Origin of the sequence: Variovorax sp. 38R, assembly GCF_014843395.1 — a bacterium.
In the GTDB taxonomy this organism is placed as follows: domain Bacteria; phylum Pseudomonadota; class Gammaproteobacteria; order Burkholderiales; family Burkholderiaceae_C; genus Variovorax; species Variovorax paradoxus_H.
This window is the reverse complement of record NZ_CP062121.1, coordinates 2,452,887-2,479,703: the sequence shown is the minus strand read 5'-3', so window position 1 is coordinate 2,479,703 and position 26,817 is coordinate 2,452,887. Positions and strand designations below refer to the sequence as shown.

Annotated in this window: 23 protein-coding genes; 6 read left to right on the top strand and 17 right to left on the bottom strand. The window is 68.0% G+C overall.

All coding sequences use genetic code 11. The features are described 5' to 3' along the window. The first annotated feature begins 41 nt into the window (after nt 1-41). Together aspT and IG196_RS11195 are read left to right on the top strand one after the other, a co-directional pair. Nucleotides 42-1,730, top strand: coding sequence for an aspartate-alanine antiporter (aspT, locus tag IG196_RS11200; RefSeq protein WP_192196203.1), 1,689 nt, complete (start codon nt 42-44; stop codon nt 1,728-1,730). A gap of 51 nt (nt 1,731-1,781) precedes the next feature. Then, entirely contained in the window at nt 1,782-3,428 is a 1,647-nt protein-coding gene (locus IG196_RS11195; protein WP_192196202.1) for a bifunctional aspartate transaminase/aspartate 4-decarboxylase, read from the top strand. Nucleotides 3,429-3,431: 3 nt separating this feature from the next. On the opposite strand, the gene IG196_RS11190 is transcribed toward IG196_RS11195, so the two are convergent. The 10 genes from IG196_RS11190 to IG196_RS11145 form a co-directional block, all read right to left on the bottom strand. After that, nucleotides 3,432-5,606, bottom strand: a complete 2,175-nt coding sequence (locus IG196_RS11190; protein WP_192196201.1) for a LamG-like jellyroll fold domain-containing protein — start codon at nt 5,604-5,606, stop codon at nt 3,432-3,434. A 102-nt stretch (nt 5,607-5,708) separates the two neighbouring features. Further along, nucleotides 5,709-6,905, bottom strand: a complete 1,197-nt coding sequence (locus tag IG196_RS11185; protein WP_192196200.1) for an MFS transporter — start codon at nt 6,903-6,905, stop codon at nt 5,709-5,711. Beyond that, nucleotides 6,905-8,017, bottom strand: coding sequence for a chorismate synthase (gene aroC / locus IG196_RS11180; RefSeq protein ID WP_144004426.1), 1,113 nt, complete (start codon nt 8,015-8,017; stop codon nt 6,905-6,907). The genes IG196_RS11185 and aroC overlap by 1 nt, the downstream gene beginning before the upstream one ends. A 33-nt stretch (nt 8,018-8,050) precedes the next feature. Continuing rightward, nucleotides 8,051-8,236 carry a hypothetical protein gene (locus tag IG196_RS11175; RefSeq protein ID WP_056583411.1) on the bottom strand — a complete coding sequence of 62 codons (186 nt, stop codon included), beginning with the start codon at nt 8,234-8,236 and terminating at the stop codon, nt 8,051-8,053. A 55-nt stretch (nt 8,237-8,291) separates the two neighbouring features. After that, entirely contained in the window at nt 8,292-9,875 is a 1,584-nt protein-coding gene (locus IG196_RS11170) for an MFS transporter (protein ID WP_192196199.1), read from the bottom strand. Next, nucleotides 9,872-10,249: a YciI family protein gene (locus tag IG196_RS11165; protein ID WP_192196198.1), complete on the bottom strand. Its 378-nt coding sequence runs from the start codon at nt 10,247-10,249 to the stop codon at nt 9,872-9,874. Before IG196_RS11165 ends, IG196_RS11170 begins: the two co-directional genes overlap by 4 nt. Beyond that, nucleotides 10,246-10,626, bottom strand: coding sequence for a YciI family protein (locus IG196_RS11160; protein WP_192196197.1), 381 nt, complete (start codon nt 10,624-10,626; stop codon nt 10,246-10,248). Before IG196_RS11160 ends, IG196_RS11165 begins: the two co-directional genes overlap by 4 nt. Nucleotides 10,627-10,698: 72 nt before the next feature. Next, complete coding sequence (locus tag IG196_RS11155) at nt 10,699-11,982, bottom strand: RNA polymerase sigma factor (protein ID WP_192196196.1); 1,284 nt, start codon at nt 11,980-11,982, stop codon at nt 10,699-10,701. Beyond that, the gene (locus IG196_RS11150; RefSeq protein WP_192196983.1) at nt 11,979-12,425 is read right to left on the bottom strand and encodes an SRPBCC family protein; all 447 of its coding nucleotides are present in this window, start codon (nt 12,423-12,425) and stop codon (nt 11,979-11,981) included. Before IG196_RS11150 ends, IG196_RS11155 begins: the two co-directional genes overlap by 4 nt. Then, nucleotides 12,335-12,790, bottom strand: a complete 456-nt coding sequence (locus tag IG196_RS11145) for an ArsR/SmtB family transcription factor (protein WP_192196195.1) — start codon at nt 12,788-12,790, stop codon at nt 12,335-12,337. The genes IG196_RS11150 and IG196_RS11145 overlap by 91 nt, the downstream gene beginning before the upstream one ends. A 106-nt stretch (nt 12,791-12,896) precedes the next feature. Here IG196_RS11145 and IG196_RS11140 point away from each other — a divergent pair, with 106 nt between their 5' ends. Both IG196_RS11140 and IG196_RS11135 read left to right on the top strand, forming a co-directional pair. Further along, entirely contained in the window at nt 12,897-13,319 is a 423-nt protein-coding gene (locus IG196_RS11140) for a cupin domain-containing protein (RefSeq protein WP_192196194.1), read from the top strand. A gap of 80 nt (nt 13,320-13,399) precedes the next feature. Next, a complete protein-coding gene (locus IG196_RS11135; protein ID WP_192196193.1) occupies nt 13,400-14,317 on the top strand; it encodes a DUF2167 domain-containing protein in 918 nt (305 codons plus the stop codon). 17 nt (nt 14,318-14,334) lie between these two features. On the opposite strand, the gene IG196_RS11130 is transcribed toward IG196_RS11135, so the two are convergent. Genes IG196_RS11130 through IG196_RS11105 form a run of 6 tightly spaced genes read right to left on the bottom strand, consistent with a single transcriptional unit; the run spans nt 14,335 to nt 19,687 of the window. After that, nucleotides 14,335-15,132 (bottom strand): enoyl-CoA hydratase/isomerase family protein, encoded by a 798-nt coding sequence (locus IG196_RS11130; protein WP_225617004.1) that lies wholly within the window; start codon nt 15,130-15,132, stop codon nt 14,335-14,337. 1 nt (nt 15,133) lies between these two features. Beyond that, a complete protein-coding gene (locus IG196_RS11125; protein ID WP_099796383.1) occupies nt 15,134-15,964 on the bottom strand; it encodes an SDR family NAD(P)-dependent oxidoreductase in 831 nt (276 codons plus the stop codon). A 40-nt stretch (nt 15,965-16,004) separates the two neighbouring features. Next, entirely contained in the window at nt 16,005-16,424 is a 420-nt protein-coding gene (locus tag IG196_RS11120; protein WP_192196192.1) for a MaoC family dehydratase, read from the bottom strand. A 14-nt stretch (nt 16,425-16,438) separates the two neighbouring features. Continuing rightward, nucleotides 16,439-16,879: a MaoC family dehydratase N-terminal domain-containing protein gene (locus IG196_RS11115; RefSeq protein WP_101493760.1), complete on the bottom strand. Its 441-nt coding sequence runs from the start codon at nt 16,877-16,879 to the stop codon at nt 16,439-16,441. A 13-nt stretch (nt 16,880-16,892) separates the two neighbouring features. Next, the gene (locus tag IG196_RS11110) at nt 16,893-18,077 is read right to left on the bottom strand and encodes a lipid-transfer protein (RefSeq protein ID WP_192196191.1); all 1,185 of its coding nucleotides are present in this window, start codon (nt 18,075-18,077) and stop codon (nt 16,893-16,895) included. A gap of 50 nt (nt 18,078-18,127) precedes the next feature. After that, nucleotides 18,128-19,687: a long-chain-fatty-acid--CoA ligase gene (locus IG196_RS11105; RefSeq protein ID WP_192196190.1), complete on the bottom strand. Its 1,560-nt coding sequence runs from the start codon at nt 19,685-19,687 to the stop codon at nt 18,128-18,130. Between the two features lie 139 nt (nt 19,688-19,826). Here IG196_RS11105 and IG196_RS11100 point away from each other — a divergent pair, with 139 nt between their 5' ends. Continuing rightward, entirely contained in the window at nt 19,827-20,873 is a 1,047-nt protein-coding gene (locus IG196_RS11100) for an AraC family transcriptional regulator (RefSeq protein ID WP_192196189.1), read from the top strand. Between the two features lie 10 nt (nt 20,874-20,883). Here the strand turns inward: IG196_RS11100 and IG196_RS11095 are convergent, their stop codons facing one another. Next, complete coding sequence (locus IG196_RS11095) at nt 20,884-26,034, bottom strand: autotransporter outer membrane beta-barrel domain-containing protein (protein ID WP_192196188.1); 5,151 nt, start codon at nt 26,032-26,034, stop codon at nt 20,884-20,886. A 186-nt stretch (nt 26,035-26,220) separates the two neighbouring features. Between IG196_RS11095 and IG196_RS11090 the strand changes: the two genes are divergently transcribed. Next, on the top strand, nt 26,221-26,811 hold the full coding sequence (locus IG196_RS11090) for a GbsR/MarR family transcriptional regulator (protein ID WP_099796376.1): 591 nt from the start codon (nt 26,221-26,223) through the stop codon (nt 26,809-26,811). Nucleotides 26,812-26,817: the final 6 nt, after the last annotated feature.

Sequence of the window (26,817 nt, the reverse complement as noted above, 5' to 3'; positions counted from 1 at the left end):
TTCTCCCTTCTTCCCATTGATGCCCTGAAAGGACTTCCCCTATGGAATGGCTGCATGAACTCTTCAAGAAGTCGCCCGAAATGGCGCTCTTCCTCTCGCTGGCGGTCGGCTACTGGATCGGCAAGATCAAGTTCGGCAAGTTCCAGCTCGGCGGCGTGGCCGGCTCGCTGCTGGTGGCGGTGATCGTCAGCCAGGTCGGCGTGCAGATCGACGGCGGCGTGAAGGCCGTGCTGTTCGCGCTGTTCATCTACGCCGTCGGCTTCGAGAGCGGGCCGCAGTTCTTCAGCTCGCTCGGCAAACAGTCGATCAAGGAGATCATCCTGGCCGCGGTGATGGCGGCCACCGGCCTGGCGACCGTGGTGGTCATGGCCAAGCTGTTCGGGCTCGACAAGGGCCTGGCGGCGGGCGTGGCGGCCGGCGGCCTCACACAGAGCGCCATCATCGGCACCGCGGGTGACGCCATCGGCAAGCTCGGCCTCGCAGCGGCCGAGACCGCGCGGCTGCAGGGCAACGTGGCCATCGGCTATGCCGTGACCTACGTGTTCGGTTCGTTCGGCGCGATCATCGTGTGCGTCAACATCCTGCCCAAGCTCATGGGGCGCAGCATCCGCGACGACGCGATTGCCGCCGAGACCGCGATGCAGGCCGGCGTGAAGGTGCTCGGCCCCGACCAGCAGGAAGCCGCACCGCCGCTGGTCGGCCGCATCTACCAGCTCACGAGCGACCCGCAGCGCACGGTGGCCGACATCGAGAACGCCAACCCGAGCACCACCATCACCATCGAGCGCGTGAAGCGCGACGGCAAGTTCGTCGAGGTCAGCCCCACGCTCGTGCTGCGCCAGGGCGACCAGGTGCTCACCGTCGGCCGACGCGACGCCGTGGTGGCGAGCGCGCCGCTGCTGGGCAAGGAAGTCGATGCGGTCGACGGCATGGAACTCACCATGCACAAGCGCGAGATCGTGCTCACCAACACGGACTTCGGCGGCAAGACCATCGACCAGATCCGCCAGGCCACCGCCGGCGGCGTGCGCCACGGCATCTTCGTGGTGCAACTCAGCCGCATGGGCCAGGTGCTGCCGATGAAGCCCGACACCGTCGTGCAGGTGGGCGACCTGGTGTCGATCTTCGGCGCCGAGCAGGACGTGAAGCGCGTGGCCGCCCTCGTCGGCGACGTGATCGTGCCGAGCGCCAAGACCGACTTCGTCTACCTCGGCGCAGGCCTGGTGGTGGGCCTCTTGATCGGCCTGCTGAGCGTGAAGATCGGCGCCATTCCGCTGACGCTCGGTGCCGGTGGCGGTGCGCTGCTGTCGGGCCTGCTGTTCGGCTGGTACCGCGCGAAGAAGCAGACCTTCGGCGCGTTGCCGCCCAGCGCGGTGCAGCTGCTGAAAGACCTGGGCCTGGCGGGCTTCGTGGTCGTGGTGGGTTTGTCGTCGGGCCTGCAGGCCGTGCAGACCATCAAGGAACTGGGCCTGACCATCTTCGGCGTCGGCGTGGTGGTCACGCTCGTGCCGATGATCCTCACGATGCTGTTCGGCCGCTATGTGCTGCGCTACGACAACACGGCCGTGTTCGCCGGCGCGCTGAGCGGTTCGCGCAGCGCCAACCCGGCCTTCGGCGAAGTGCTCGGCAAGGCCGAGAACGCGATTCCCACCGTGCCCTTCGCCATCACCTACGCGCTGGCGAACGTGTTCCTCACGCTGCTCGGCCCGCTGATCGTGGCGCTGGTCTGAGCACGGCTTCCTTTTTTCCTTTCTTCTTTTTTCTCAACCAAGGAGCACTCCATGGATTTCGGCGACGTGAAAAAACTGGGTGGGCTGAGCCCGTTCGAACTGAAGGATGCGCTGATCCAGGTCGCACGACAGAGTGACCGGCTCATGCTCAACGCCGGCCGCGGCAACCCGAACTTTTTGGCCACCACCCCGCGCCACGGCTTCTTCCAGTTCGGCCTGTTCGCCATGGCCGAGGCCGAGCGCTCGTACATCTACATGGCGGACGTGGGCGGCTTTCCGCAGCGCGAGGGCATCGAGGCGCGCTTCGAGATCTTCGCCAAGTCGCATGCGGGCGAGCCCGGCGTGCGCTTCATCGAGGCGGCCGTGTCGTACGTGCGCGACCAGCTGGGCCTGTCGGCCGGCGACTTCATCTACGAGATGTGCGAGGCCATCCTGGGCTGCAACTACCCGGTGCCCGACCGCATGCTGCGCCTGTCCGAGATCATCGTGGGCCAGTACATCCACAAGGAGATGATCAACACCCACCCCTTCGTGGGCCGGTTCGACATGTACGCGGTGGAAGGCGGCACCGCCGCCATGACCTACCTGTTCAACAGCCTGCGCGAGAACCACCTGCTGTCGCCCGGCGACACCATCGCGCTGGGCATGCCGATCTTCACGCCCTACATCGAGATCCCGCACCTGAACGACTACCAGCTCATTGAGGCGCTGATCGATGCGCCGGCCGAAAACAACTGGCAGTTCACGAAGAAGGAGCTGCAGAAGCTGCTCGACCCGAAGGTCAAGGCCTTCTTCCTGTGCAACCCGAGCAACCCGCCCTCGGTGAAGATCAGCGACGAGGTGCTGGGCTACATCGCCGACATCGTGAAACAGCGGCCCGACCTCATCATCCTCACGGACGACGTGTACGGCACCTTCGCCGACAACTTCACTTCGCTGTTCGCGATGTGCCCGCACAACACCATCCTGGTGTATTCGTTCTCGAAGTACTTCGGCGCCACCGGCTGGCGCATGGGCGTGGTCGCCACGCACGAGGACAACATCCTCGACCGCAAGATCGCCGCCCTGCCCGAGGCCAAGCGCCGGGAACTCGACGCGCGCTACAGCTCCATCACCACCGAGCCGCGAAAGCTGAAGTTCATCGACCGCCTCGTGGCCGACAGCCGGACCGTGGCCCTGAACCACACGGCCGGCCTCTCCACGCCGGTGCAGGCGCAGATGGTGATGTTCTCGCTGTTCTGCCTCATGGACGAGGGCGACACCTACAAGAAGTCGATGAAGCACATCGTCTCGCGGCGCAAGGAAGCGCTGTACCGCGAGCTCGGCCTGCCGCTGCCGCCCGACCCGAACTCGGTGAGCTACTACCACCTGCTCGACCTGCAGGACATCGCCACGCAGATGCACGGCGAGCGCTTCGGCAAATGGATTCTGACCAAGCTGCAGCCGAACGAGGCGCTGTTCCGCATCGCCTCCGAAACCAGCATCGTGCTGCTGCCGGGCCGCGGCTTCGGCGGCAAGCACCCCTCGGGGCGCGTGTCGCTGGCCAACCTCAACGAGTACGACTACGCGAACATCGGGCGCTCGCTGCGCAAGATGGCTTCGGAGTACTTTGCGATGTTCGAGAAGGAGACCGGCGGGAGCGGCAAGGGTGCCGCCCCCGCCAAGGGCAAGCCGGTGAAGGCCGGGAAGAAGAAGTAGCCCTCAGCTCGCCCTGCGCGCCGTCAGCCACTGCGACGGCGCCAGGGCCGACGCCACCACGCGCACTTCGCCGATGTTGCCGAAGAAGCCGTCGGAGCGGTCGTTGTTCCAGGAGCCGCCGCCCACCACCCATTGCGAGGTGGACTCAACCGAGGCCAGTCCTTGCGCCGCCGCGGTGTTGCGCAGCACCGGCGCGCCTTCGACGTACATCGTGGTGTCGTGCGACACCGGGTCGTTGACGATCGCGATGTGCACCCAGCGATCGGCAATGACCTCGCCCGACCAGTTGGTCTTTGCATAGGGGGTGCCTGCCGGGCTCGGCACGACCTCCCATTGCACTTCGCGCAGGCTCGAGATGGCGAACAGCATCGGCGGCGCGTCGCCGTCCCCCTGGAAACCGGGCAGGTTCCCGCTGCGGCCGTCGCGCGTCATGATGTTCATCCACGCGTGGTCCTTGCTGGTCCAGGCCTTGTCGATCTTCACGAACGCTTCGACCGTGTATCCCTGGTCGAGCGTGTGCGCGTTGATCGGCGCTGCCGGGTCGGTGAGGAAGTAGCTCATCCGCGGCGGTGGGTTCTTGTTGGTGTTGAGGAAGCGCACCGAGCCCGGCGCGGCCGAGAGGCGGTGGCGGTCGTCGGTCCAGATGATGTCGCCGTCGGCGGCATTGCGGATGACGCTCTGGTTCAGCGCATCGCGTCGCAGCGGGTTCGCGCCCGTCACGTCGGCGATCACGGTGCCCGGCAGCACAGGCTGGTTCAGCGTACCGCCGACGAAGCGCCAGTGCGCCAGCGTGTTCGCGACCTTGGGATAGTCTTCCGCATCGACGGCGGGCCGCTGCACGGTGGCCTCGGGGTCCTTGTAGTTGGCGAGGATCAGCGCCTTCGCCTGCTCGACCAGCGACTGCTCGACCGTGGCCTCGCCCGCGGCAAATCCCTTGTTGAAGCCCGCGAAGCGCTGCGCGAAATCCATCTCGATGGTGAAGGCCTCGTTGGGCGTGGTGAGCACGGCCTGGTCGAAGGTGTTCAGCGTGGCGGCGGGCTTTTGCGGCACCCAGGGCGAGAACGACAGCACCTTGATCTGCTTGTTCGTCAGGTCGAACTCGTACAGGCGCATCAGGCCGTTGCCGCCCTGGTAGGCCATCTGGTAGTCGACCACCATCTCCTCGACCTTGTGGCCGAAGTCGTTGGTCTTCGTGAGGTGCGCGGCGCCGTGGTGGTGGCCGTTGAGCGTCATGAAGATCTGGTCGTTGTCGCGGATCAACTTCTCCCACAGCATCTTGCCGTAGTCGGTTTCCAGCGGGCTGGTGCCGTCCGGGGCGATGTTGAGCAGCTGGTGGTTGACCAGGATCACCGGCAGCGTCGGGTTCTTCGCGATCACCTGCCGCGCCCACGCGATGCCCGCGTCGGACACCCGCCACGACAGCGACAGCACCATGAACTTCTGGCCCTGCGCTTCGAACACGTGGTACTCGTGGAAGCCGCTGGTGTCGCGCGCACCGAAGGTGGCCTGGCGCTTGGCGCGCTCGGCGCCGAACCACTTCAGGTAAGGCTCGGCGCCGAGGGTACGTGTCGCGTCGGTCCCGCCGACCGGATCGACACCGTAGTCGACATCGTTCACCACGTCATGGTTGCCGGCAAGGATGCTGTATGGCAGCTTGGCGTCTTCGAGGAACCTCATGGCGGCGTCGGCGACCTGCCACTGCTTTTCCTTGCCAACCTGATCGACGACATCACCCAGATGGATGGTGAAGGGGATGTTCAGCGCCTTGGCATTCGCCGCGATCCACTGGGTCTGCGCCGCGAAAGGTTCGCTGCCGAAACGCTTTTCGTACTGGCTGCTCTCATCGGTTGTAGCGTAGCGCGCATAGAACTGCGTGTCGGGCATCACGGCCAGCGCGAAGCTCGAACGCTTGCTCACGGCAGGCGCCGGCGCGGGCGGGTTGGGCGTTGGCGCGGGGGCCGGCAGCGGGCCGAAGCCGGCGCTGCCGCCACCACCACCACCGCAGGCGGCGAGCAAGGCACTGCTGCTGCCCACGGTGAGCAGGGAAGCACCAAGCTTGAGCATCTGCCGGCGCGGCGGCGGTGCCGGATGCGGCGTGGTGCGTTCGTTGTCGGAAGCGAGGGGGGAAGAAGAAAGCGGAAGCGCGCGTGCGCCGCGCGAATCGACGGAATCGGACATGACAAGACAAAACGTTGGGAAGCACCCAGCGTAGGTCGCGGCCATGACTCGGTCATGTACGACCCATGACACTTCGCCCCGGAAGCGCTCTCCTCCCCCCGCTCAGGCCTTTGCCACGCGCCCCGACGGCTCGAGCACCACCATCCGCCAAGCGCACAACGTCCCCGCCACCGCCAGCACCGCCGCCAGCGCGAACATGACGCGGTAGCCCAGCTCCTGCGCCACCGCGCCGCCGAGCAGCACGCCCAGCACACCGCCGAAGCCGTAGCCGATCACCGTGAACAGCGCCTGTCCGCGCCCGCGCAGGTGGCCGGGAAAGCGGCGCGACACCACGGCGATGCAGGCCGTGTGGTGCGCTGCGAAGCTCAGCGCGTGCAGCCACTGCGCGATGACCAGCGCCGCGATGAAGCCGCCCAGCCCGGCTGTGAGCCCGAGCCGCGCCACGCCGGCGATGCCGCACACCAGCATCCAGCGCGGCATCGGCAACAGGCCGATGAGGCGGCCCTGCAGAAAGAACCAGACGATCTCGGCCACCACCGACAGCGCCCACAAGAGGCCGATGGTGCTCTTGCCGTAGCCGATCGAGTCGAGGTACAGCGAGAAGAACGCGTACACCGAGAAGTGCGACATCACCTGGAAGAACAGCGAGGCAAAAAACCAGCGCACGGCGGGGATGCGGAGCACGGGGCCGATGGGTTCCTTCACGGCGTCGTGCGCGGCGGGCGGCTCGCGCACGTCGGGCAGCTTCATCGTGGCGATCAGCACCACGGCCAGCGTACCAGCCGCCCAGTACGGAAAGTGCTTCATGCCGAAGCGCTCGAACCATTCGCCCGCGACGAACACGGTGACCAGGAAGCCGGCCGAGCCACACAGGCGGATGCGCCCGTAGCGCCCCCAGTCGCCTGCGACGATCTGCGCCATGGCCGCTTCGGTGAGCGACATCATCGAGCTGGTGTGCGTGAACATCACGAGCAGCACGAGCGCGAGCCACCAGGCGCCGCCGTGCCACCACAGCCCGAAGGAGCTGGCCAGCGCCACGGCGGCGCTGAAGCGCAGCAGCTTCACGCGTTGGCCGGTGTGGTCGCTGAGCGCGCCCCAGGCATAGGGCGCAAAGACGCGCGTGATCGATTGCACCGAGGCCAGCAGGCTGATCGTGAAGATCGGCAGGCCCAGGTCCTTGAGCCACAACGGCAGATAAGGATTGAAGAAACCGATGTGCGCGAAGTAGCTGGCCGACAGGCCAGCGAATGCCAACAGGTGGCCGCGCCCAGCGGCGGCCACAGGTGGCGGCGTCGACACTACAGGAAAGACGACTGCGGCGACGCAGCTTCGCTCTTCTCGACAGGCGGGTTCACGTCGCCGCACTGCGCGCGGTTGCGCAGCACGTGTTCCATCACCACCAGCGCGAGCATGGCTTCGGCGATGGGCGTGGCGCGGATGCCCACGCAGGGGTCATGGCGGCCCTTGGTGATGACTTCGACGGGGTTGTTGTTCACGTCGATGGACTGGCGCGGGCTGATGATCGAGCTGGTGGGCTTGATCGCAATGCTCACCTCGAGGTCTTGCCCCGAGCTGATGCCGCCCAGAATGCCGCCCGCGTTGTTGCTGAGGAAACCGGTCGGCGTGATCGAGTCGCCGTGCGTGGTGCCGCGCTGCGTGATGCTGTCGAAGCCGGCGCCAATTTCCACGGCCTTCACCGCATTGATGCCCATCATGGCGTAGGCGATTTCGGCGTCGAGCTTGTCGAACAGCGGCTCGCCCAGGCCCACAGGCACGTTGGTGGCGGTGACGCGGATGCGCGCGCCGCACGAGTCGCCGGCCTTGCGCAGGCGGTCCATGTAGTCCTCCAGCGCGCTCACGTCGGCGATGGGGGCGAAGAAGGGGTTGTTGGGAACGTGGTCCCAGCTCTCGAAGGGAATGGCGATTTCGCCGATCTGCGTCATGCAGCCGCGGAACACCATCCCGTATTTTTCGGCCAGCCACTTCTTGGCGACCGCGCCGGCCGCGACCATGGGCGCCGTGAGCCGTGCCGAAGAACGCCCGCCGCCGCGCGGATCGCGGATGCCGTATTTCTTCCAGTAGGTGAAGTCGGCGTGGCCGGGGCGGAACTGCTGGGCGATCTGCCCGTAGTCCTTGCTGCGCTGGTCGGTGTTCTGGATCAGCAGCGCGATCGGCGTGCCGGTGGTCTTGCCTTCGTACACGCCGGACAAGATCTGCACCGCGTCGGGCTCGTTGCGCTGGGTGACGTGGCGGCTGGTGCCGGGGCGGCGACGGTCGAGGTCGCCCTGGATGTCGGCCTCGCTCAGGGCCATGCCCGGGGGGCAGCCGTCGATCACGCAGCCGATGGCCGGGCCGTGCGACTCGCCGAAATTGGTGACCGCGAAGAGAGTTCCGAAGGTGTTGCCGCTCATGCCGGGGATTATCCCCACAAAGCAGCGCCCGACTCAGTCGGTGGTGTTTTCCATGCGCTTGGCGAGCACCCCGAGCTGCAGCTCGATGCTGAACAGCCGCTCGTTCAGCACCGCCGTCTGCAGGCGGATCGCCTCGACGATGGCCTTGGTCTGCGGGTCGGAGGTGCTGTCGGACAGTTCCGCCAGGTCATGCAGCTTCTTGCGCAGTTCGTTGCTCATGGGGCCTCCGTTCGGTCGTGGGGATGCGTCGTGGAAGCCCCAGTATGGAGGCTCGTCAACGCTCCGGCAATGCGGCGCCGCCCGGGGGTACGGCGCCCTCCACCGCATGCGACGCGCCCACGCCGCGCAGCCGCACCGCCACCAGCACGCCAACGAACAACAGAACCACCGCGCACAGGCCGGCCACCAGCCGCAGGGCGCGCAGCAGCGCCTCACGCCCGGTGTCGATCAGCGCGGCGCCGGTGGTCCCGGGCAGTTCCGCGGCCAGTGCGACCGCGCCGCCCAGCGTGCTGCGGGCGGCTTCGACCGCAGCCGCATCGACAAGGCCGGCCGGCACCGCATCGGCCATGGCCGCGCGGTAGATCGCTGCGCCGACGCTGCCGAGGATGGCGATGCCCAGCGCCCCGCCGAACTCGGAGCTGGTTTCCGAGATCGCCGAGGCCACGCCCGCGCGCTCTGGCGGCGCGCTGCCCACGACCAGGTCGGTGGCCAGCGTGAACACCGGCGCCAGGCCGAGCGAAGAGATGATCGCGCTCGTCACCATCCAGGCCAGCCCGCCCTGCGCGGGCAGCAACACCAGCATGCCGAAGCCCAGCGCCGCCAAGCCCAACCCGCCGCCCATCACATAGGCCGGGCACAGGCGCCGCGTGAGCGCGGGCACGATCATCGAGCCGACGATGAAGGCGCCAGCACTCGGCATGCTCCACAGGCCCGCCTCCAGCGGCGACAGGCCGAGCACCAGCTGCAGGTACTGGGCGTTGTACAGAAAGAGCCCGAACATCACGAAGCAGGCCAGCATGTAGGCCCCCAGCGAGACGCTGAAGGCCGGCAGCCTGAACAGGCGCAGGTCGATCATCGGATTCGCCAGCCGCCCCTGCCGGCGCGCGAACAGCCAGCCGAGCAGCGCACCGACCGCGATGGCCAGCAGCGACACCGCGTCGGGCCCGTGCTCGGCCACCTGCTTGATGCCGTAGATGGCGGCCAGCACCGCGCCCAGCGAGAGCGCCACGCTGGCCAGGTCGAGCGCGCCCGCGTCGGGGTCGCGGTACTCGGGCAGCAGCCACGGGCCGAGCGCCAGCAGCAGCACCATCACCGGCACGCCGATGAGGAACACCGAGCCCCACGGAAAGAACTGCAGCAGCACGCCGCCCAACACCGGGCCGATGACCGCGCCGGCCGAGTAGCTCGAGATCCACACGCCGATGGCCACGGTGCGCTGCGCCGGGTCGAGGAACATGTTGCGGATGAGCGAGAGCGTGGACGGCGCCAGCGTCGCCCCCGCCACGCCCAGCAGCGCGCGCGTGGCGATCAGCATGTTGGCGCTGGTCGAGAAGGCCGCGAGCACCGAGGCCACGCCGAACGCCACCGCGCCGATCAGCAGCAGCCGGCGCCGCCCGATGCGGTCGCCCAGCGTGCCCATGGTGACCAGCAGGCCGGCCACGAAGAAGCCGTAGATGTCGACGATCCACAGCAGCTGCGACGCCGTGGGCTTGAGGTCTTCGCTGATCGACGGGATCGCCAGGTTCAGCACCGTGAGGTCCATCGAATAGAGCATGCACGGCAGCGCGATGACCGCCAGGCCGGTCCATTCGCGCGCCGTGGCGCGGGCGGGCGTTGCCCGGTTCGTGGCGCCGCTCATGGGCCGGCCCCCCGGTTGCCGCTGTCGCTGCTCGAGAAGGCCTTGCGCACCTCGATGCTGCTGAAGCGCGCCGACGGAATGCCGGCCGCGAGCTGCAGCGCTTCTTCTTCGCTGTCGGCCTTGACGAGGTAGAAGCCGCCCAGTTGCTCGCTGGTTTCGGCGAACGGCCCGTCGGTGACCGAGAGTTTGTCGTTGCGCATGCGCACCGTGACCGCCGTGCCGGCCGGCTGCAAGGCCTCGGCCACGACGAGCTTGCCGAGCGCCTGCAGATGGGCGTCGTAGTCGATGTGTTCGTTGATGTAGTGGTCCATGTCCTGCGCCGAGAAGTGGCTCGTCTGCGCGTCGGTTCCGTAGATCAGGCAAAGGTATCTCATGCGACATTCCCCTTCGGGTTTTCGATCATTTCCATGACGTCGATGGGACGCACTTCGATGGCGCCGTACCGCGCCATCGGAATGCGGCCCGCCAGCTGGATCGCGGCGTTCAGGTCACGCGCTTCGACCAGGATGAAGCCGCACAGCTGCTCGCGGGCTTCGGCGTACGGGCCGTCGACGTGCGAGCGCTGGCCCTGGCGCACCTGCACCACCTTGGCGGCGCTCACCGAGGTCAGCGCCTCGGCGGCGATGAAGTGGCCGGCGGCTTCGAGCAGGCGGTCGTAGGCCATCGAATCGGCGCTGAGCGCGCGGCGCTCGTCGGGCGACAGTGCGCGAAGCACCGCTTCGTCGCAATGAACGAGGCAGAGGTATTTCATGCGGAATCTCCTTGCAGATTTGAGTGAGGACATCACTGGTCGAACGGCGACGGCCGAAATCGACACGGGCCGTCAAAAACTTTTTGTGCCCGGCAAAGACGCCAGCTGCCGCTCCAGAAATTGCCGCTCGGGCTGCTGGCGGACCAGCGACAGCGCCTGCAGATAAGCCTCACGTGCGTCGTCGGTGCGGCCCAGGCGCCGGCACAGCTCGGCACGCGCGCCATGCGCCAGGTGGTACTGAGCCAGCTCGCCGCGCGCGAGCAACGCATCGATCAGCGCCAACCCGGCCGCCGGCCCGTCGCGCATCGCCACGGCCGCCGCGCGGTTGAGTTCGGCCACGGGCGAGGGGTCGAGCCGCAGCAGCACGTCGTACAGGCCGACGATCTGCGGCCAGTCGGTGTCGGCGGCCTCGGGCGCTTCGGCATGCACCGCGGCAATGGCGGCCTGCAAGGTGTACGGGCCGAAGCGGCGCGACAGCAGCGCGCGCTCGACCAGCGCCGCGCCCTCCCCGATCTGCCCGCGGTGCCAGAGGCTGCGGTCTTGCGCGTCGAGCAGCACGAGCTCGCCCTGCGCCGAGGTGCGCGCGGTGCGGCGCGCGTCGTGCAGCAGCATCAGCGCGAGCAGGCCCAGCGCCTCGGGGTCGGGCAACAACTCGGCCACCAGCCGCCCGAGCCGGATCGCCTCGGCCGACAGGTCGGCGCGCGTCACGCTCTCGCCCGATGAGGCCGCGTAGCCTTCGTTGAACACCAGGTACACCACGCGCAGCACGGCATCGAGTCGTTCGGGCAGCTCGGCCAGGCCCGGCACCTGGTACGGAATGCCAGCGTCGCGGATGCGCGCCTTGGCCCGCACGATGCGCTGCGCGATGGTGGGCGCGGGCACGAGAAAGGCGCGAGCGATCTCCTCGGTCGCCAGCCCGCAGACCTCGCGCAGCGTGAGCGCCACCTGGGCGTCGGGCGCGAGCGCGGGGTGGCAGCAGGTGAAGACCAGGCGCAGGCGATCGTCCTCGAGCGCGTCGGCATCGGGGTCGGCCTCGTGCCAGGCGGGCGCAGGGTCGGCCAGCGTGTCGGTGTGGGCAGTGGCCTCGTCCCACGCGGTGAAGCGCACCTGCCGGCGGATGCCGTCGATCGACTTGAAACGCCCCGCCGACACCAGCCAGGCGCGCGGGTTGGCCGGCACGCCTTCGCGCGGCCATTGTTCGAGCGCGGCGCGAAAGGCGTCGTGCAGGGCTTCTTCGGCCCGATCGAAGTCGCCCAGCAGGCGCACCAGCGTGGCGAAGATGCGGCGCGACTCGGTGCGATAGATCGCGTCCAGCGCGTCGAGTACGTCGGTAGTGGCCGTCGGTTGTTCTGTCACCCGGTGTCGCCGCCGAGCAGCCAGCTCTCGAGCTTGACGAGGGAGCCGGTCCAGCCGTGGGTGTGGCCGTCACGCGCCGCTTCGTCGAAGAACTGCTGGTGCATGAGCACGAGCTCGCAGCCGCCCGCATCAGGTTCAAGCTGCACGGTGACGCGCGACTCGCGCTCGGGCGTGCTGCGCCAGGCCCAGCTGAAGACCAGCTTGCGCTCGGGCACGACCTCCAGGTAGGTGCCGCTCACGTCGTGCGTCTCGCCGTCGCCCGCCAACATGGTCACGCGAAAGCGCCCGCCCACGCGCAGGTCGACCTCGGCCAGCGGCACGTCGACGATCTCTTCGGGGCCGAACCAGTGCTTCAGCGCTTGCGGGTCGGTCCACGCGCGCCAGACTTTGGCGGGGCTGACGCGGAAGTGCCGACGGAGCGTGAGCGAGGGGCGCTCGGTGATGAGGTTGGTGGTGGGGCTGGGGGAAGGTTTCGCCATTCGGTGTCCTCCTGGTGATAGAGAAAGCGCGCCAGTGCATCGAGGCGGCCGGTCCAGAACTTCTCATAGCGCGAGAGCCACACGGCAGCCTCCTGCATCGGGCCTGCCGAAAGCTCGCAGCGCACGACGCGGCCCGCTTTCGTGCGCGAGATGAGGCCGGCGCTTTCGAGCACACGCAAGTGCTTCATGAAGCCGGTCAGCGACATGCCGTGCGGTTCGGCGAGCTCGGTCACGCTGAGGCCACCCTCGCCCAGCGCTTCGAGCACGCTGCGACGCGTCGGGTCGGACAGCGCCGCAAACACGGCGTCCAGGGCATCTGAGTGAACCATGCGGTTGAGTATCTGGAGCGGCCTGCGGGCCGTCAAGCAATGGGCCCCGCGCAGGAACGGTTTATGCATGCTGCATCGCAGCATCATCCCCCGCGAAGGAGCGCCCATGCTGGACCGAACCGCCACCCAGTTCTCCCACGTCAAGCCCGCCGACACCGACTACGTCTCGGGCGGGCTGCGAGACTTCTTCCTGTACCGCGACCTCGGCATTGCGGCCGCCACCCACGGCAAGGTGATCGCGCACCTCGTCAAGGCCAACATGGCACCGGAAACGGGCACCGGCTGGCACCGCCACGAGGCGGACTTTCAGATCGTCATCATGCTCAAGGGCTGGGCGCGCTTCATGTACGAGGACAAGGAAACGCGCGTCGAGGCCGGCGACGTGGTGCACCAGCGCCCCGGCATCCGCCACTTTCTCTTCGACTACTCGCCCGACATGGAGTACCTGGAAATCGTCTCGCCGGCCGACTTCAAGAGCATCGACGTCGAGCCGGTGTGCGAGATTCCGCCGCCCACGCCCTGGCCCTGAAGCCCGCTGCCAGCGCGGCTTCGCGCGCCGATAAACTCCTCGCGTCTCACCAGAAACGACAACAACCGAGGAGAGAGAACTTGCGTATTCATACGGCCCGCCTGACGGCCGGCTTGCTGTTCGCGTGCGCCTTGACGGCCACCCACATCAGCAACGCCGCATCCCCCACCACCGCTTCCACCACCTCTGCGGCGAGCTCGCTCGAAGCCGAGCAGGAAGCCGCTTTCAAGGCCGCCAAGGCCGTGCAGAAAGCCGGTCCCGCTGACATCGCCCTGCGCGACCAGGCCCACCTGCACTTGCCCGCCGGCTACGTCTGGGTGCCCACACCCGCCGCCGCGCAGCTCATGCGCAGCATGGGCAACCGCACCGACGACACCTTCATCGGCGCGATCTTCCCCGCCGATGACGGCGACTGGATGGCGGTCGTGAAGTTCGTGAAAGAGGGCTACATCAAGGACGACGACGCCAAGGACTGGAACGCCGACGAACTGCTCACGAGCCTGAAGGAAGGCACCGAGGCCGCGAACGAGGAACGCGCCAAGCGCGGCATCCCGGCCATCGAGGTCACGGGCTGGGCGCAGAAGCCGCAGTACGAAGCCTCGACGCACCGGCTGGTGTGGTCGGCGCTGTCGAAGAAAAAGGGCAGCGACGGCGGCAACCCCGGCGTCAACTACAACACCTATGCGCTGGGCCGCGAGGGCTACGTCAGCCTGAACCTCATCACCAACGCGAACGACCTCGAGAAGTACAAGCCCGACGCCACCAAGCTGCTCGGCGCGCTGCAGTACGACGACGGCAAGAAGTACGCGGACTTCAACGCATCGACCGACAAGGTCGCCGCCTATGGACTGGCCGCGCTGGTGGCCGGTGCGGCCGCGAAGAAGCTGGGCCTGTTCGCAATCGCCCTCGCCTTCCTGGCCAAGTTCGCGAAGGTCGCCGTGGTGGCGGGCGGTGCCGCGCTCTGGGGCCTGACGAAGCTGTTCAAGAAGAAGAGCTGAGTTGTAGCCCCCGGGGCTCAGCGCGCTGCAAAGCGCGGCGCGCGCTTCGCAGTGAAGGCCGCCACGCCCTCGCGCGCATCCGCGCTGCCCGATCGTTCACGCAGCAGGCGATGCTCCATCTCGAAGTGTTCTTCGATCGGGCGCGCCGTCGCACCGCTGCACAGCGCCTTGATGCCTGCGAACGATGCGGTCGCGCCGTTTGCCAGCCGCGTCACCAACGCTTCGGCTGCGGCTGCGAGTTCACCATCCGGGTACAGCGCATCGACCGCGCCCGTCGCCAGGCACCGCGCGCTGTCGATCGGGTCGCTGAGCATCAGCCATTGCTGCGCCCTCACCGGCCCGATGCGCCGCGACAGGAAATACGAACTCCCCGCGTCCGGCGACAGCCCGATGGCCGCGTAGCCCGTGCGCAGCTTCATCGACTCGGCCGCGAGCACGAAGTCGCCGCACAGCGCCAGCCCCACGCCGGCACCGCCGACCGTGCCGTTCACTGCCACCACCAAGGGGGCCGGGTTTTGCGCCAGCCGCAGCAGCGCGGGATGCAGCCGATCGAGGATGGCGTCAACCAGCTCGGGCAACTTGTCGCCGGCAGCCACGAACGAATCGATATCACCGCCCGCGCAGAACACCCGCCCCTCGCCGGTCAGCAGGATGGCGCGCGGCGCTGCGTCGATCACCTCGTTGATGGCCCGTGACAGCGCATGGCTGCTCGCCAGCGACACCGAGTTGGCGCGCTCGGGCCGCTTCAGCACGATGCGGCCGATGCCGTCCTGCACGCCCCAGGCAATGCCTTCCTCGAACTGCATCGTGGTCATCTCAAATCCCCGTGAGCCCGCCGGTGCACATGAGCGTCTGGCCGCTCACGTAGTCCGACTCGGGCGCGCACAGCAGGTACACCGCGCCGGCGGCTTCTTCGGGTGTGCCGCCGCGGCCCAGCGGGATCGACTGTTCCATCATCGCCAGCAGCCCGGGGTTGACGCCGACCTTGATCTCGCGCCCCTCGATGTTCGCCGTGGTGGCCTCGGCCGTGCTGGCCGTGAGCCGCGTCTGGATGAAGCCGAAGGCCACGCAGTTCACGGTGACGTTCATGCGGCCCCACTCCTTGGCCAGCGTCTGCGTCATGCCGACGATGCCGGCCTTTGCGGTCGAATAGTTGGCCTGGCCCGCGTTGCCGAAGAGCCCGGCCACCGACGAGATGTTGACCACCTTGCGCACCACGCGCCGGCCGGCTTCGGTCTCTGCCTTGCCGAGCGCGCGAATCACCGGTTGCGCGGCGCGCAGGATGCGGAACGGCGCCGTCAGGTGCACGTCGATCATGGCGTACCACTGCTCGTCGGTCATCTTCTGCACCACGCTGTCCCAGGTGTAGCCGGCGTTGTTGACGATGATGTCCAGGCCCTTGAATTCGCTCACCGCCGTGCCGACAAAGCGCTCGGCAAAGTCCGGCGCCGACACGCTGCCGACGCAGGCCACGGCCTGGCCGCCGGCGGCGCGGATGGCCTGCACGGTTTCTTCGGCCGGTTCGGCATCGAGGTCGTTGACGACGATGCGTGCGCCTTCCGACGCGAGCTTGAGCGCGATCGCGCGGCCGATGCCGCGGCCCGAGCCGGTGATGAGGGCGACCTTGCCTTCGAGTTTGGGTGTCATGTCTCTTTTCTCTCTTCTCTTGATTCGTTCGTTCAAAGGGTCAGCGCAGCGCCACGAGCGCTTCGCCCGCGATGCGGGCCTGGCCGTACTGGTTGGCGCTGAGCACTTCCACGCGCACGCAGCGCTCGCCGTTGTGCTCCAGCTTCTCGAGCACGCGGCCGGTGCAGCGCACGGCATGGCCCAGGTGCGTGATGCCCTGGAAGCGCACGTCGAAGCGGCGCAGCTGCGACTGCGGCGCCCACTGCGTGAGCAAGCGGCCGAGCCAGGCCATGCCCAGCATGCCTTGCGCAAACACGTCGGGCATGCCGGCCTTGCGCGCGAAATCTGTGTCGATGTGGATCGGGTTGTGGTCGCCCGAGGCGCCCGCGAAGAGCGCGAGCGTGGTGCGGTTGACCGGCGCGAGCTGCAAGGCGGGAAGCTCGTCGCCGATCTGCACGGTGTCGTAGGTGATGGAGGTCATGGATGCAGCTTCTTTCAGTGGCGGCACACGATCACCGTGCGCAATTCGGCCACGAGTTCGTCGCGCTGGTTGGTGGCACGCGAGGTCTTCACCACGAATTCGAGCGCGCCGTTCTTCTTGTCGTAGATGTCGCTGATGGTGGAGCGAACCGTCACCGTGTCGCCCACGCAGGCCGGCCGGTGGTACTCGAAGCTCTGCTCACCGTGCAGCAGCTTCGACAGCGGAATCTGCAGGTCGTCGAGCATCTGGCCCGACGCGCCCGAGTCCAGCTCGGCCGCGAACAGGAAGGTCGGCGGCGCGGGCAGGTCGGGGTAGCCGGCATCGCGTGCGGCGGCGGCATCGGTGTAGACCGGGTCGGTCTCGCCGATGGCCTTGGCGAAGAACTGCAGCCGGGTGCGCTCGATGGGCAGTACCGACGCAGGCAGCTCATGGCCGATCCATTTCTTGTCGATCATGTTCTGCCTTTTCTCAGACGCGTTCGTACAGCGTGACCACGCACGCGCCGCCCAAGCCGAGGTTGTGCTGCAGCGCCATCCGCGCGCCTTCGACCTGCCGTTTGTCTGCCGTGCCCCGCAGCTGCTGGACCAGCTCCGTGCATTGCGCAAGACCGGTCGCCCCCAGCGGGTGGCCCTTCGACAGCAGGCCGCCCGACGGGTTGGTCACCACCTTGCCGCCGTAGGTGTTGTCACCATCGACCACGAACTTCTCGGCGCCGCCGACCGGGCACAGGCCCAGCGCTTCGTAGCTGATGAGTTCGTTGTGCGCAAAACAGTCGTGCAGCTCGACCACGTCGATGTCCTGCGGGCCGACACCGGCTGCGTCGTACACCTTCTGCGCCGCCTCCTGCGCCATGCTGAAGCCGACCACTTCGCGCATGTCGCGGCTCTCGAAGGTGACGGCGCGGTCGGTGGTCATGGCCTGCGCCTTGATGCGCACGCTGCGGTCCAGGCCGTGACGTTCGGCAAAGCGCGGCGAGCAGACGATGGCCGCAGCTGCACCACAGGTCGGCGGGCAGGCCATGAGCCGCGTCATCACGCCGGGCCACATGACGGGCGCGGCCATCACCTCGTCTTCGGTGACGACGGTACGGAACAGCGCCACCGGATTGTTCGATGCATGGCGGCTGGCCTTGGCGCGGATCTTCGCGAAGGTCGACATCTGCGTGCCGTACTGCTGCATGTGCGCCAGCCCCGCGCCGCCAAAGTAACGCAGCGCCAGCGGCACCTGTTCGTTGCCGACCAGCTCGTCGGTGATCGACTCGAAGTGGTCGAACGGGCTTGGGCGGTCATTGAACACCGCGCCGAGTGCGCCGGGGCTCATGTGCTCGAAGCCGAGCGCCAGCACGCAATCGGCCGCGCCGCTGGCCACGGCCTGGCGCGCGAGGAACAGCGCGGTCGAGCCGGTGGAGCAGTTGTTGTTGACGTTGACGACCGGAATGCCGGTCATTCCCACTTCATAGAGCGCGCGCTGGCCGGCGGTGGAGTCGCCGTACACGTAGCCGACGTAGGCCTGCTGCACCAGCTCGTAGCCGATGCCGGCGTCTTTCAATGCGGCGTTGGTGGCGTGCGCCGCCATCTGTGGGTAGGGCTGGTTCGCGCCCGGCTTGGTGAAGGGGATCATGCCGACACCGACTACATAGACATCCTGGCTCATGAGCGTCTCCTGAAATGAATGAGTGAAATAGGAAGAAGGAATTTCGGCCGTCAGGCTACGCTTCGTTGACGGTCTTGCCAAAAGGGTTCGCGCAGCCGGGTCTTGAGCACCTTGCCCGCACCCGACAGCGGCAGCGCCTCGACCACCGCCACGCTGCGCGGGCACTTGTAGTTCGCGATCAGCGCCTTGCAATGCGCGATGAGCACATCGGCCGCCAGCTCCTGGCCCGGCTTGAGCACGAGCACCGCATGCACGGCTTCGCCCCACTCCTCGCTCGGGATGCCGATGACGGCGCAGGCCGCCACGGCCGGGTGCTGGTTGATGGCGTTCTCGACCTCGGCCGAATAGATGTTCTCGCCGCCGCTGATGATCATGTCCTTCAGGCGGTCGACCACGAAGATGTAGCCGTCGTCGTCCATGTACGCGCCGTCGCCGGTGTGCATCCAGCCGCCGCGCACGGCAGCAGCCGTTTGCGCAGGCTGGTTCCAGTAGCCCTGCATCACGTTGGGGCCGCGCACCGCCACCTCGCCCACGGTGCCGCGCGGCACCTCGACGCCCTCGCCGTCGACGATGCGCACCTCGGTGCAGTAGCTCGCGCGGCCGGCCGAGCGCAGCTTGCCCCGGCGCTGGCCTTCGGCCGTGTGGTTGCGCGCGGGGTTGATGGTGGCCAGCGGCGACAGCTCGGTCATGCCGTAGGCCTGGACAAAGTCCACGCCCGGGAAGGCGGCCATCGCGCGGGTCAGCACCGCCTCCGAGATCGGCGAAGCGCCGTAGGTGATGCACTTCAGGCTGCTGAGGTCGCGCGGCTCGCGCATGGCGGGATGGTCCACCAGCATCTGGATCATGGTCGGCACCAGCAGCGCATGCGTGACGCGGTCTTTCTCGATGGTGTTCAGCACCGCCTCGGGGCTGAAGGCCGGAATGATCGCGTGCGTGTTGCCCTCGAGCCAGTGCGGTGCGGAGATGCCCATGTCGGCCAGGTGGAACATCGGCGCGGCATGCAGGTAGCAGCCGTCGGGCGCGGCCAGGCCTTCGGCATGCAGGGCCAGCCCCGAGCTGCCCATGTTGGTGTGGCTCAGCATCACGCCCTTGGGAAAGCCCGTGGTGCCGCCGGTGTAGAAGATGCCGGCCAGGTCTTCGCCGCGGCGGCCCACATCGGGCACGGGCGAGGCGGCCTCCAGCAGTGCCTCGTAGCCATGCATGCCGGGCGGCGTCGGGCCGTCGCCGCAGTAGATCACCTCGCGCAGGCTGGTCGCCTGCCCGCGCATCTGCTCGACCACCGCCCGGAAGGTGTCGTCCACCAGCAGCAGCGAGGAGCCCGAGTCTTCGAGCGAGTACAAAATTTCGGCGGCCGACCAGCGGATGTTGCAGGGGTTGAGCACACCGCCGCCCCAGGGCACGGCCATCTGGTACTCGAGGTAGCGCGCCGAGTTGAGCGCCAGCATGGCGACGCGGTCGCCCGCCTGCATGCCGAGCCCCTGCAGGGCGCCCGCGAGGCGGGCGACGCGCTCGGCATACGCGCGAAAGCTCAGGGTGCGGCCGGCGGCGCGCACGGCGATCCGGTCGGGGTGCTGCTGCACGCTGCGGTGCAGCGACTGGGTCTGGTACATGGCGGTTGTCTCCGTTCGGTTCTTGTGTGAACGCATGGTAGAAACCGCGCCGTGCCGCGGCGATTGCGCTTCGCATCGCCCGCATGGCAGAAAACCTCAATCGACACCCACACCGCTCTCGGGTCTGATTCGCTCACCCATGTTGCAACCGCCCGTCACCATCCCGATCGTGTTCGTCCAGGGCATGCTCTCGGGCGTGCGCGCGCGCGGCGACAACGCACCCATCAGCATCGACACCGCGCTGCAGGACGCGGGCATCGCCCCCGCCCTGCTCGACGCGCCGGGCGCGCGCGTCACGGCCGAGCAGTACGTGGCGCTGTTCGCACTGCTGATGGAGCGGCTGGACGACGAGGCCCTGTGTTTCCTGTCGCGCCGCCTGCGCTGCGGCAGCTTCGCACTGATGACGCGCGCCACGATGGGCGCACCCACGCTCGAAGTGGCGCTGCGCCGCGTGGCCCGCACCTTCAGCCTGCTGCAGGACGACCTCGAGATGGTGCTGCTGCGCGAAGGGCCACTCGCGGGCTTCGGCCTGCGTGTGCAGGGCATGCCGAGCGCGCCGCTGAACTTCCTGCACGAGCTGATGCTGCGCGTGTACTGGCGGCTCTTTGCCTGGCTGCACGGCGGCCGGCTGACGGCGCGCCGCTTCGACTTCGGCTTCGAGCAGCCGCCCTATGCGGCCGGCTACAGCAAGGTGTTTCCCGCGCCGCTGCAGTTCGGCCAGCCGCTCTCGGCCGTGTGGTTCGACGCCAGCGCATTGGCCACGCCGATCCACCGCGACGCACGGGCCATGCGCGACTTCCTGGCCGCCGCGCCGGCCCACGTCATCCTGCCGCCGCTGGGCGAGCTGGCCGTGAGCGCGCGTGTGCGCACCGTGCTGCAGCAGCACCGCCCGGCCTGGACCGACTTGGCCACGACCGCGCGCAGCCTGCACATGTCGGTGAGCACGCTGCAGCGCCACCTGGGAACCGAGGGCACTTCGTTCCAGTCGCTCAAGGACCAACTGCGGCGCGACGTGGCCATCGTGCGCCTGAACACCAGCACCGTGCCGCTGGCGACGCTGGCCGAGGAGCTGGGCTTTTCGGACAGCGCGGCGTTCCAGCGCGCCTTCAAGACCTGGACCGGCGGCGCGCCGGGGTCGTACCGGCGGCGGCCCAACCCGGAGCCGGACGCGGACCCCGAGGCCTGAAGCTACCCGCCTACCACTTGACCCGCACGCCGAGCGAGCCGTTGATCGAGCTCTTCACCTTGGCATCGCCGCCCGACGACCACAGCTTGCCGACTTCACCGTACAGGCTCGTCGTCTGGCTCAACGCCAGCGTGAAGCCGCCTGCGAGTTCGGTGCTGGTGCCGCCGATGGGTGCTGTGATGTCGGTCGTGGTCGCGCCGTTCACGAAGCGTGCGATGTCGGTGCCGCTCGATGTCTTGTAGACATTGAAGCGGCCGTAGGGCTGCAACACGCCCAGGCCGGTGTCGATCTGGCCCTTGACTCGCACGCCTGCGCGGGCGATCCAGCCGCTGTCGGCTTGCGGCTGCGCGATGGCGCCGGCGATGACCGCGTTGCCCAGGTCCATGTGGTGATGGATCAGCTGCAGCTGCGGCTCGATGCGCCAGCCACTGCCGCCGATCGCGAAGGACTGCCCCACTTCGATCGAGCCCAGCAGGCTGTGGCCCTTGCCGCCCACGCCCGCACTGAGCATCGGCTCGACCGTGTAGCGGTGGCGGCCCGACTGCACGACGGCATCGGCGTAGAAGCCGCTGTCCGCGGTGTAGGTGCCGTACACGCCGACGTACTGGCTGCGCAGGTCGTTGCGGCCCACGGCGAGGTTGCGGATGCCGCTGGCAAAGCCGTTCACGCGCGCGTCGCCGTCGAGCTGGCCGACGTACAGGCCGGCGCGCCAGTTCGGTGTGGCGAGCAGGTCGGTGCCGGCCTGGAAGCCGGTCAGGCGGCCCTTGCTGGTGGGCGAGACGGTGCCGCCCTGCTGGATGTCGATGTCGGTGGAGAGCACGCGGGCCCAGGCGCGGCGCTCTGTACCGGTCGGTGTGCTCGCGGCGTCCTTCACATCGTCATCGCCCACGCGCTTGCGCACGTCGCCCAGCATCGCGAGATTGCCCTGGCGCAACTGGCTCGGCAGTGCGGCGTACAGCGCAGCTTCCGGGCGGTAAGTGACCACCGGCAGGCCCACCGGCTGGCCCGGCGCCGCCGTGTCGGTGGTGGAGCGCAGGTACCAGTTCTCGCCTGCGCCCTTCGCATCGGCGGCGTGCAGGCGGTACTCGTAGGCGCCTGCATCGACATGGCCGCCGGCCAGCGAGAAAGCGTCCTTCGTGGTCTGCGCGGTGGTGGTCGCACCGTTCTGTGCGGTGATGACCTCGATGCCGTTGCCGCTCGTGAGTGCGCCCAGGCCGCCGAGGTTGCTGATCTGCACTTGGGTCTTACCGCTGGCGATCGCGGCGGGGCCGTCGAGCACGAGGCGGTCGGAAGGGCCGGTGCCGTTGAGTGTCGTGCTCAGCTTGAGCACGCCGTTGTTGCCGACGTAGGCGCCCTTGACCGTGAGCGTCGTGCCTGCGGTCGCGCCTGCCAGCGACACGGTACCGCTGTTCGTCATTGACGCCACGGTCTGGTTGAAGCCCGCGAGGTCGAGCGTGGCACCGGTGGCCACGCTGTGTGCCGAGGCGGCGCTCAGCGTGTTCACCGCGCCGGCCTTCAACGTGCCCTGCGCCACGTTCGTCGCACCGGTGTAGGTGTTCGCGCCGGAGAGAGTCAGCGTGCCGGCGCCCTGCTTGGTGATGAAGCCACCACCGCTGATCGCACCGCTCAGCGTGCCGTTGAACGCGCCGGTGTCGATGACCGGATCGTTGTTGCCCGTCAGCTTGATGGTGTTGGCAATCGTGAGGCCGTTCGCGCTGAAGCCCAGCGTGGTGTCATCGTCCATCGACAGCGTGCCGGTGCCCAGCGCCTGGCTGTGGCCCACGTTCAGCCGGCCCTGGCGCAGCGCCGTGCCGCCGGTGTGCGTGTTCGCGCCTGAGAGTGTTAGCGCACCCGTGCCCACTTTGATCAGCGAGCCGCCGACGCCGGAGATCACGCCCGAGACTTCGGTGTCGGTGTTGAGAGCGCCCGTGGTCAGCGCCTTCGCGCCGAGCAGCACGCGGCCGGCGCCTTCGAGCGAACCGATGGTGATGCCGGGTGTGCCGAGCTTGGACAGGAAGACCGTGCCACCGGCCTTGTTCACCACGCTCGCCTGCGCGGCCGTCGCGTTGTCGCGAATGTCCAGCACGCCATCGCGCTCATTGACGATCGTCGCTTGTCCGGCCGAGGCGTCGTCCCAGAGGTTGGTCGTGCCGCCAGCGAAGTTGGTGATGTGGGCCTTGCCCGCGTTGGCATCGAACCAGACCATGACCTCGCCACCGCGGTTCTCGATGGTGGCGTTGCCGGCCGTCGCGTTGCCACGGAAGTCGATCGAGCCGCCGGCCTGCGCAACCAAGGTCGCGTGGCCAGCCGAGGCGTTGTCCTGGAACTGGACGAAGCCGCCATTGCCCGGCTGGGTGGCGCCTGCCGTGATCTTCAGGTTTTCCGCGTCCGCACTGCCGCTGAAGATCAGGGCCGCGCCACTGTTCACGTCCACCGGGCCGGTACCCACCGCGCCTGTCACACCCACGTTCAAGCTGCCGCCGTCGACCTGCGTGCCGCCCTTGTAGGTGTTGGCCGCAGTGAGCAGCAGCTCGCCGCCACCAATCTTGCGCAGGCTGCCCGAGCCGCTCATCGTGCCCGCGAAGCTGCCGCTGGCCACCTGGTCGAAGGCCACCTGGGCGTTGTTGACGATGGGGCCTCGAAGGCTGGTGGTGTCGCCTTGCAGCGTGCCCGCGCGCACGAGCGTCCCGCCCATGTAGGTGTTGGCGCCCTTGAGGATCAGCGTGCCCAGGTCGTCCTTCGTGAGGCCGCCCGCGCCGCTGAGCACCGACGCGATGGTCGCGCTCATCTGCGCCCCCGAGGCCGTGCCGTCGCCGACCTTGATGACCGTGTTGGCGTTGCCCAGCGTCAGCGCGTCGCCGGTGACGACATAGCCGCTGGTGGAGAACTGCGCGCCGTCGATGCTGATGGCGCCGCCGGTGTTGTCCACGGTGACCGTGCCGGCCGTGCCGCCAAACAGCGCGAACTGGTTCTGCTTCCAGCCGGCGTTGGTCTTGCCGTTGGCGCCGGTCCAGCTGTCGGACGGATCGTTGAGGGTGGAGTTGCCGATGCGCCAGGTGCCGGAGCCGCCGCTGATCGTGCCGTCGTTGTAGGTGGAAGGGTCGCCGCCCGCGCCGTCCCAGAAACCGAGCGAGACGCCCTTGCTGTTGATCAGGTTGATCTCGCCGCGCACCGACGACTGCACGTGCAGGTCACCGGCCGCGGTGCCCGCGGGCGCTGTGCCGAGGTTCAGGCCGTTGTCGATCAGCGACCCGGTGTAGCTGATCAGGCGGTACAGGCCGGGCCCGAAGGCGCCGCCGGGTGCCTCCGCCACGTTGAGCGTGCCGTCGAGTACGAGGCCGCCGTTGACCTTCACGAGGTCGTTGAGCGGGCCGCCCACCGTGCCGGCTTGGCCCAGTTCGTAGCTTAGGAAGGCGCCCGGGTCGAAGCGCAGCATGCCCGTGGTCAGCGTGCCGAGGTTGCTGCCCGGTGCCAGCGTCGCGCCGTTGGCGATGGTGACCTGGCCCGAGATGGTGCCGCCGCCGCTGAGCGTGGCGCCGTTCTTGACCTGCACCGTGCTCGTGCCCGTGGCGCTGCCGATGGTGTTGTTCACGCGCAGCGTGCCGGCGTTGACCTCGGTCGCGCCGGTGTAGGTGCTGGCGCCCGTCAGTTCCAGCACGCCCGTGCCGCTCTTGGACAGGGTGCCGGAGCCGCCGATGACGCCCGCGTAGCTCAGCTCGCCCGTGCGGTCGAAGACCAGGTCGCCCTCGTTGCTGATGTTCCCCGTGATGCTGCCGGTGGTGCCGCCCGCGCCGATCTGCAGGATGTTGCCGGCCACGACGGTGGTGGTGCCCGTGAAGGTGTTGTCACCGGTCAGGGTCAGCTTGCGCGCGCCCTTCTGCAGCAGGCTGCCGGTGCCGCTGATGTTGCCGGCGAAGGTGGTGTCGGTGCTGCGGTTGAACACCAGCGCGGCGTTGTTGGCGATGTTGCCGACGATGCTGCCGCTGTCGCGGATCTCCAGGGTGCCGGCGTTGAGGGTCGTGCCACCGGTGTAGGTATTGGCAACCTCAAGGCTCAGCGTGCCCGCGCCCTCCTTGACCAGGGTTCCTCCACCCGTGATTTCCGCGCGCACCGCCAGCGTGGCGGCCTGGGCGTCGAACACGTTGTTGCCAGCACCCAGGCCGATCTTGTAGCCCGCGCCAGGCGCGAGGGTCAGCTGGCTGCCGCTCGCACCACCGCGGTAAGTGACACCGGCAACGGTGACGTTGTCGCCCAAGGTCACGGTGTAGCTGCCAGTGGCATCGCTGCCCGCCGCGAACACGGCGCTCGAGCCGTCGATCCACGCCACGGTCGGGCCCATTCCGCCCGCGTCGACGTTCCAGAAGCGTTGCGCGTTCGTACGGCCCCACACGCCCGATGGCGCGCTGCCGCCCGCGCCAGCCGATGTGCCTTCCAGGTCCCAGTGGTAGGTGCCGGCAGCCAAGGTTACCGGCGTCAGGCGCAGGGTCGTGTTGCCATCAGACGGGAGGCCACTCGAGTACCCAGCCACGTACGACGTGTAGCCCCCGAGCGCGCTCGCCAGGCTTCCGCCCCAGGCGACTTGGCCGCCTTGCCCCGCCAGGATGGCGGCCAAGCCTGCGTCATTGAGCGCCACGGTCAGCGTGCTGGAATTCGGCGTCGACGGCGACACCTCGGCCTGGCCGATGGTGAGGCCGTTTCCCAGTTCGTCGAACCTCGCGAGGTCGACGCCGGGAGAGGAGAGCCCTGGAATGTCGCCCGTGTACCGATGGAATCGCAGCACCGTGCCTGTGGCCGGTATGCCACCCAGGCTGAAGGCATTGAACTGAAACGCCGCAGTGATCACCTGGTCCGGCGCCAGAGACAGGTTCGGTACGTTGAAGACAAAGTACGACCGGTAATTTTTGCAGGCAGAAGGGCAATCCGAGCCCGTGGCGTAGTTGTAGTTCCCCACCAGATGAGGGTCGACATCGCTCTGCCACCCCCTGTCGGACGTGTTGAGCACGATGTCAGGCGCTGCGGCTGCGGCGCCCACCCCGGCCAGCAGTCCCGCCGCCGCCAGCACAACGCTGCCCGCGAGCTTGCCGCGTGCGCGCGTGAGTTCGGAAACAGCCACCCAGGCCCCCAACGACGAGTTCCAGAGGCTGCGATGTGCTTTGTTCATGGGGAGAAAAACCTTGAAAAGAGAGGCCGACCGCACCAAAAATGGGCAAATCGTCAGGAAACGTTTATTTTTGTAAATAAATTGTTTCCTACCTATCACCAGAACTGGTTATTCATGCACCCCACCGCCTTGCTGGGTTTTCGGAAACTTCCGAACGTCCAGCAATCCGGCGCGACAATCCGCCGCATGGCTTCCGCACCCGAACTCCCCCCCCTCAACCGCCAGTTCGTCGCCCACTTCGGCGAGATGGGCAGCAAGTGGGGCATCAACCGCACCGTCGGGCAGATCTATGCGCTGATCTTTTTGTCGGAGCGCGCGCTCAATGCCGACGAGATCGCCGAGTTGCTGGAGTTCTCGCGCTCCAACGTGAGCATGGGCCTGAAGGAGCTGCAGGCCTGGCGCCTCGTGCACCTGCGCCACCACGCGGGCGACCGCCGCGAGTACTTCGAAGCGCCGAAGGACGTGTGGGAAATCTTCCGCGTGCTGGCCGAGGAACGCCGCCGGCGCGAGATCGAGCCCACGCTCTCGATGCTGCGCAACGCTCTGCTCGAATCGCCCACGAGCGACGCCGAGCGCCACGCGCAGGCCCGCATGCGCGAGATGCACGACCTGATCGACCGACTGATGAAATGGTTCGACGACGTGCAGCGCCTGGCGCCCGAGACTGCGATGCAGCTCATGGGCATGGGCGCGACGGTGACGAAGGTGCTGACGCTGAAAGATCGCCTCACGGGCGGTGCGTCAAAGAAGAGCAAGGGCCCCGCGGGCGAAGACTGAGCCGCA

What these genes read in the sequence shown, in the direction of transcription:
- IG196_RS11175 (WP_056583411.1), bottom strand. Translation starts at nt 8,236, where the DNA reads ATGAGCAACGAACTGCGCAAGAAGCTGCATGACCTGGCGGAACTGTCC.
- IG196_RS11095 (WP_192196188.1), bottom strand. Translation starts at nt 26,034, where the DNA reads ATGAACAAAGCACATCGCAGCCTCTGGAACTCGTCGTTGGGGGCCTGG.
- IG196_RS11130 (WP_225617004.1), bottom strand. Translation starts at nt 15,132, where the DNA reads ATGACCACGATGCAGTTCGAGGAAGGCATTGCCTGGGGCGTGCAGGAC.
- IG196_RS11090 (WP_099796376.1), top strand. Translation starts at nt 26,221, where the DNA reads ATGGCTTCCGCACCCGAACTCCCCCCCCTCAACCGCCAGTTCGTCGCC.
- IG196_RS11165 (WP_192196198.1), bottom strand. Translation starts at nt 10,249, where the DNA reads ATGAGATACCTTTGCCTGATCTACGGAACCGACGCGCAGACGAGCCAC.
- IG196_RS11110 (WP_192196191.1), bottom strand. Translation starts at nt 18,077, where the DNA reads ATGAGCCAGGATGTCTATGTAGTCGGTGTCGGCATGATCCCCTTCACC.
- aspT (WP_192196203.1), top strand. Translation starts at nt 42, where the DNA reads ATGGAATGGCTGCATGAACTCTTCAAGAAGTCGCCCGAAATGGCGCTC.
- IG196_RS11160 (WP_192196197.1), bottom strand. Translation starts at nt 10,626, where the DNA reads ATGAAATACCTCTGCCTCGTTCATTGCGACGAAGCGGTGCTTCGCGCA.
- IG196_RS11195 (WP_192196202.1), top strand. Translation starts at nt 1,782, where the DNA reads ATGGATTTCGGCGACGTGAAAAAACTGGGTGGGCTGAGCCCGTTCGAA.
- IG196_RS11125 (WP_099796383.1), bottom strand. Translation starts at nt 15,964, where the DNA reads ATGACACCCAAACTCGAAGGCAAGGTCGCCCTCATCACCGGCTCGGGC.
- IG196_RS11120 (WP_192196192.1), bottom strand. Translation starts at nt 16,424, where the DNA reads ATGACCTCCATCACCTACGACACCGTGCAGATCGGCGACGAGCTTCCC.
- IG196_RS11190 (WP_192196201.1), bottom strand. Translation starts at nt 5,606, where the DNA reads ATGTCCGATTCCGTCGATTCGCGCGGCGCACGCGCGCTTCCGCTTTCT.
- IG196_RS11140 (WP_192196194.1), top strand. Translation starts at nt 12,897, where the DNA reads ATGCTGGACCGAACCGCCACCCAGTTCTCCCACGTCAAGCCCGCCGAC.
- aroC (WP_144004426.1), bottom strand. Translation starts at nt 8,017, where the DNA reads ATGAGCGGCAACACCTTCGGAACTCTCTTCGCGGTCACCAATTTCGGC.
- IG196_RS11100 (WP_192196189.1), top strand. Translation starts at nt 19,827, where the DNA reads ATGTTGCAACCGCCCGTCACCATCCCGATCGTGTTCGTCCAGGGCATG.
- IG196_RS11115 (WP_101493760.1), bottom strand. Translation starts at nt 16,879, where the DNA reads ATGATCGACAAGAAATGGATCGGCCATGAGCTGCCTGCGTCGGTACTG.
- IG196_RS11145 (WP_192196195.1), bottom strand. Translation starts at nt 12,790, where the DNA reads ATGGTTCACTCAGATGCCCTGGACGCCGTGTTTGCGGCGCTGTCCGAC.
- IG196_RS11170 (WP_192196199.1), bottom strand. Translation starts at nt 9,875, where the DNA reads ATGAGCGGCGCCACGAACCGGGCAACGCCCGCCCGCGCCACGGCGCGC.
- IG196_RS11105 (WP_192196190.1), bottom strand. Translation starts at nt 19,687, where the DNA reads ATGTACCAGACCCAGTCGCTGCACCGCAGCGTGCAGCAGCACCCCGAC.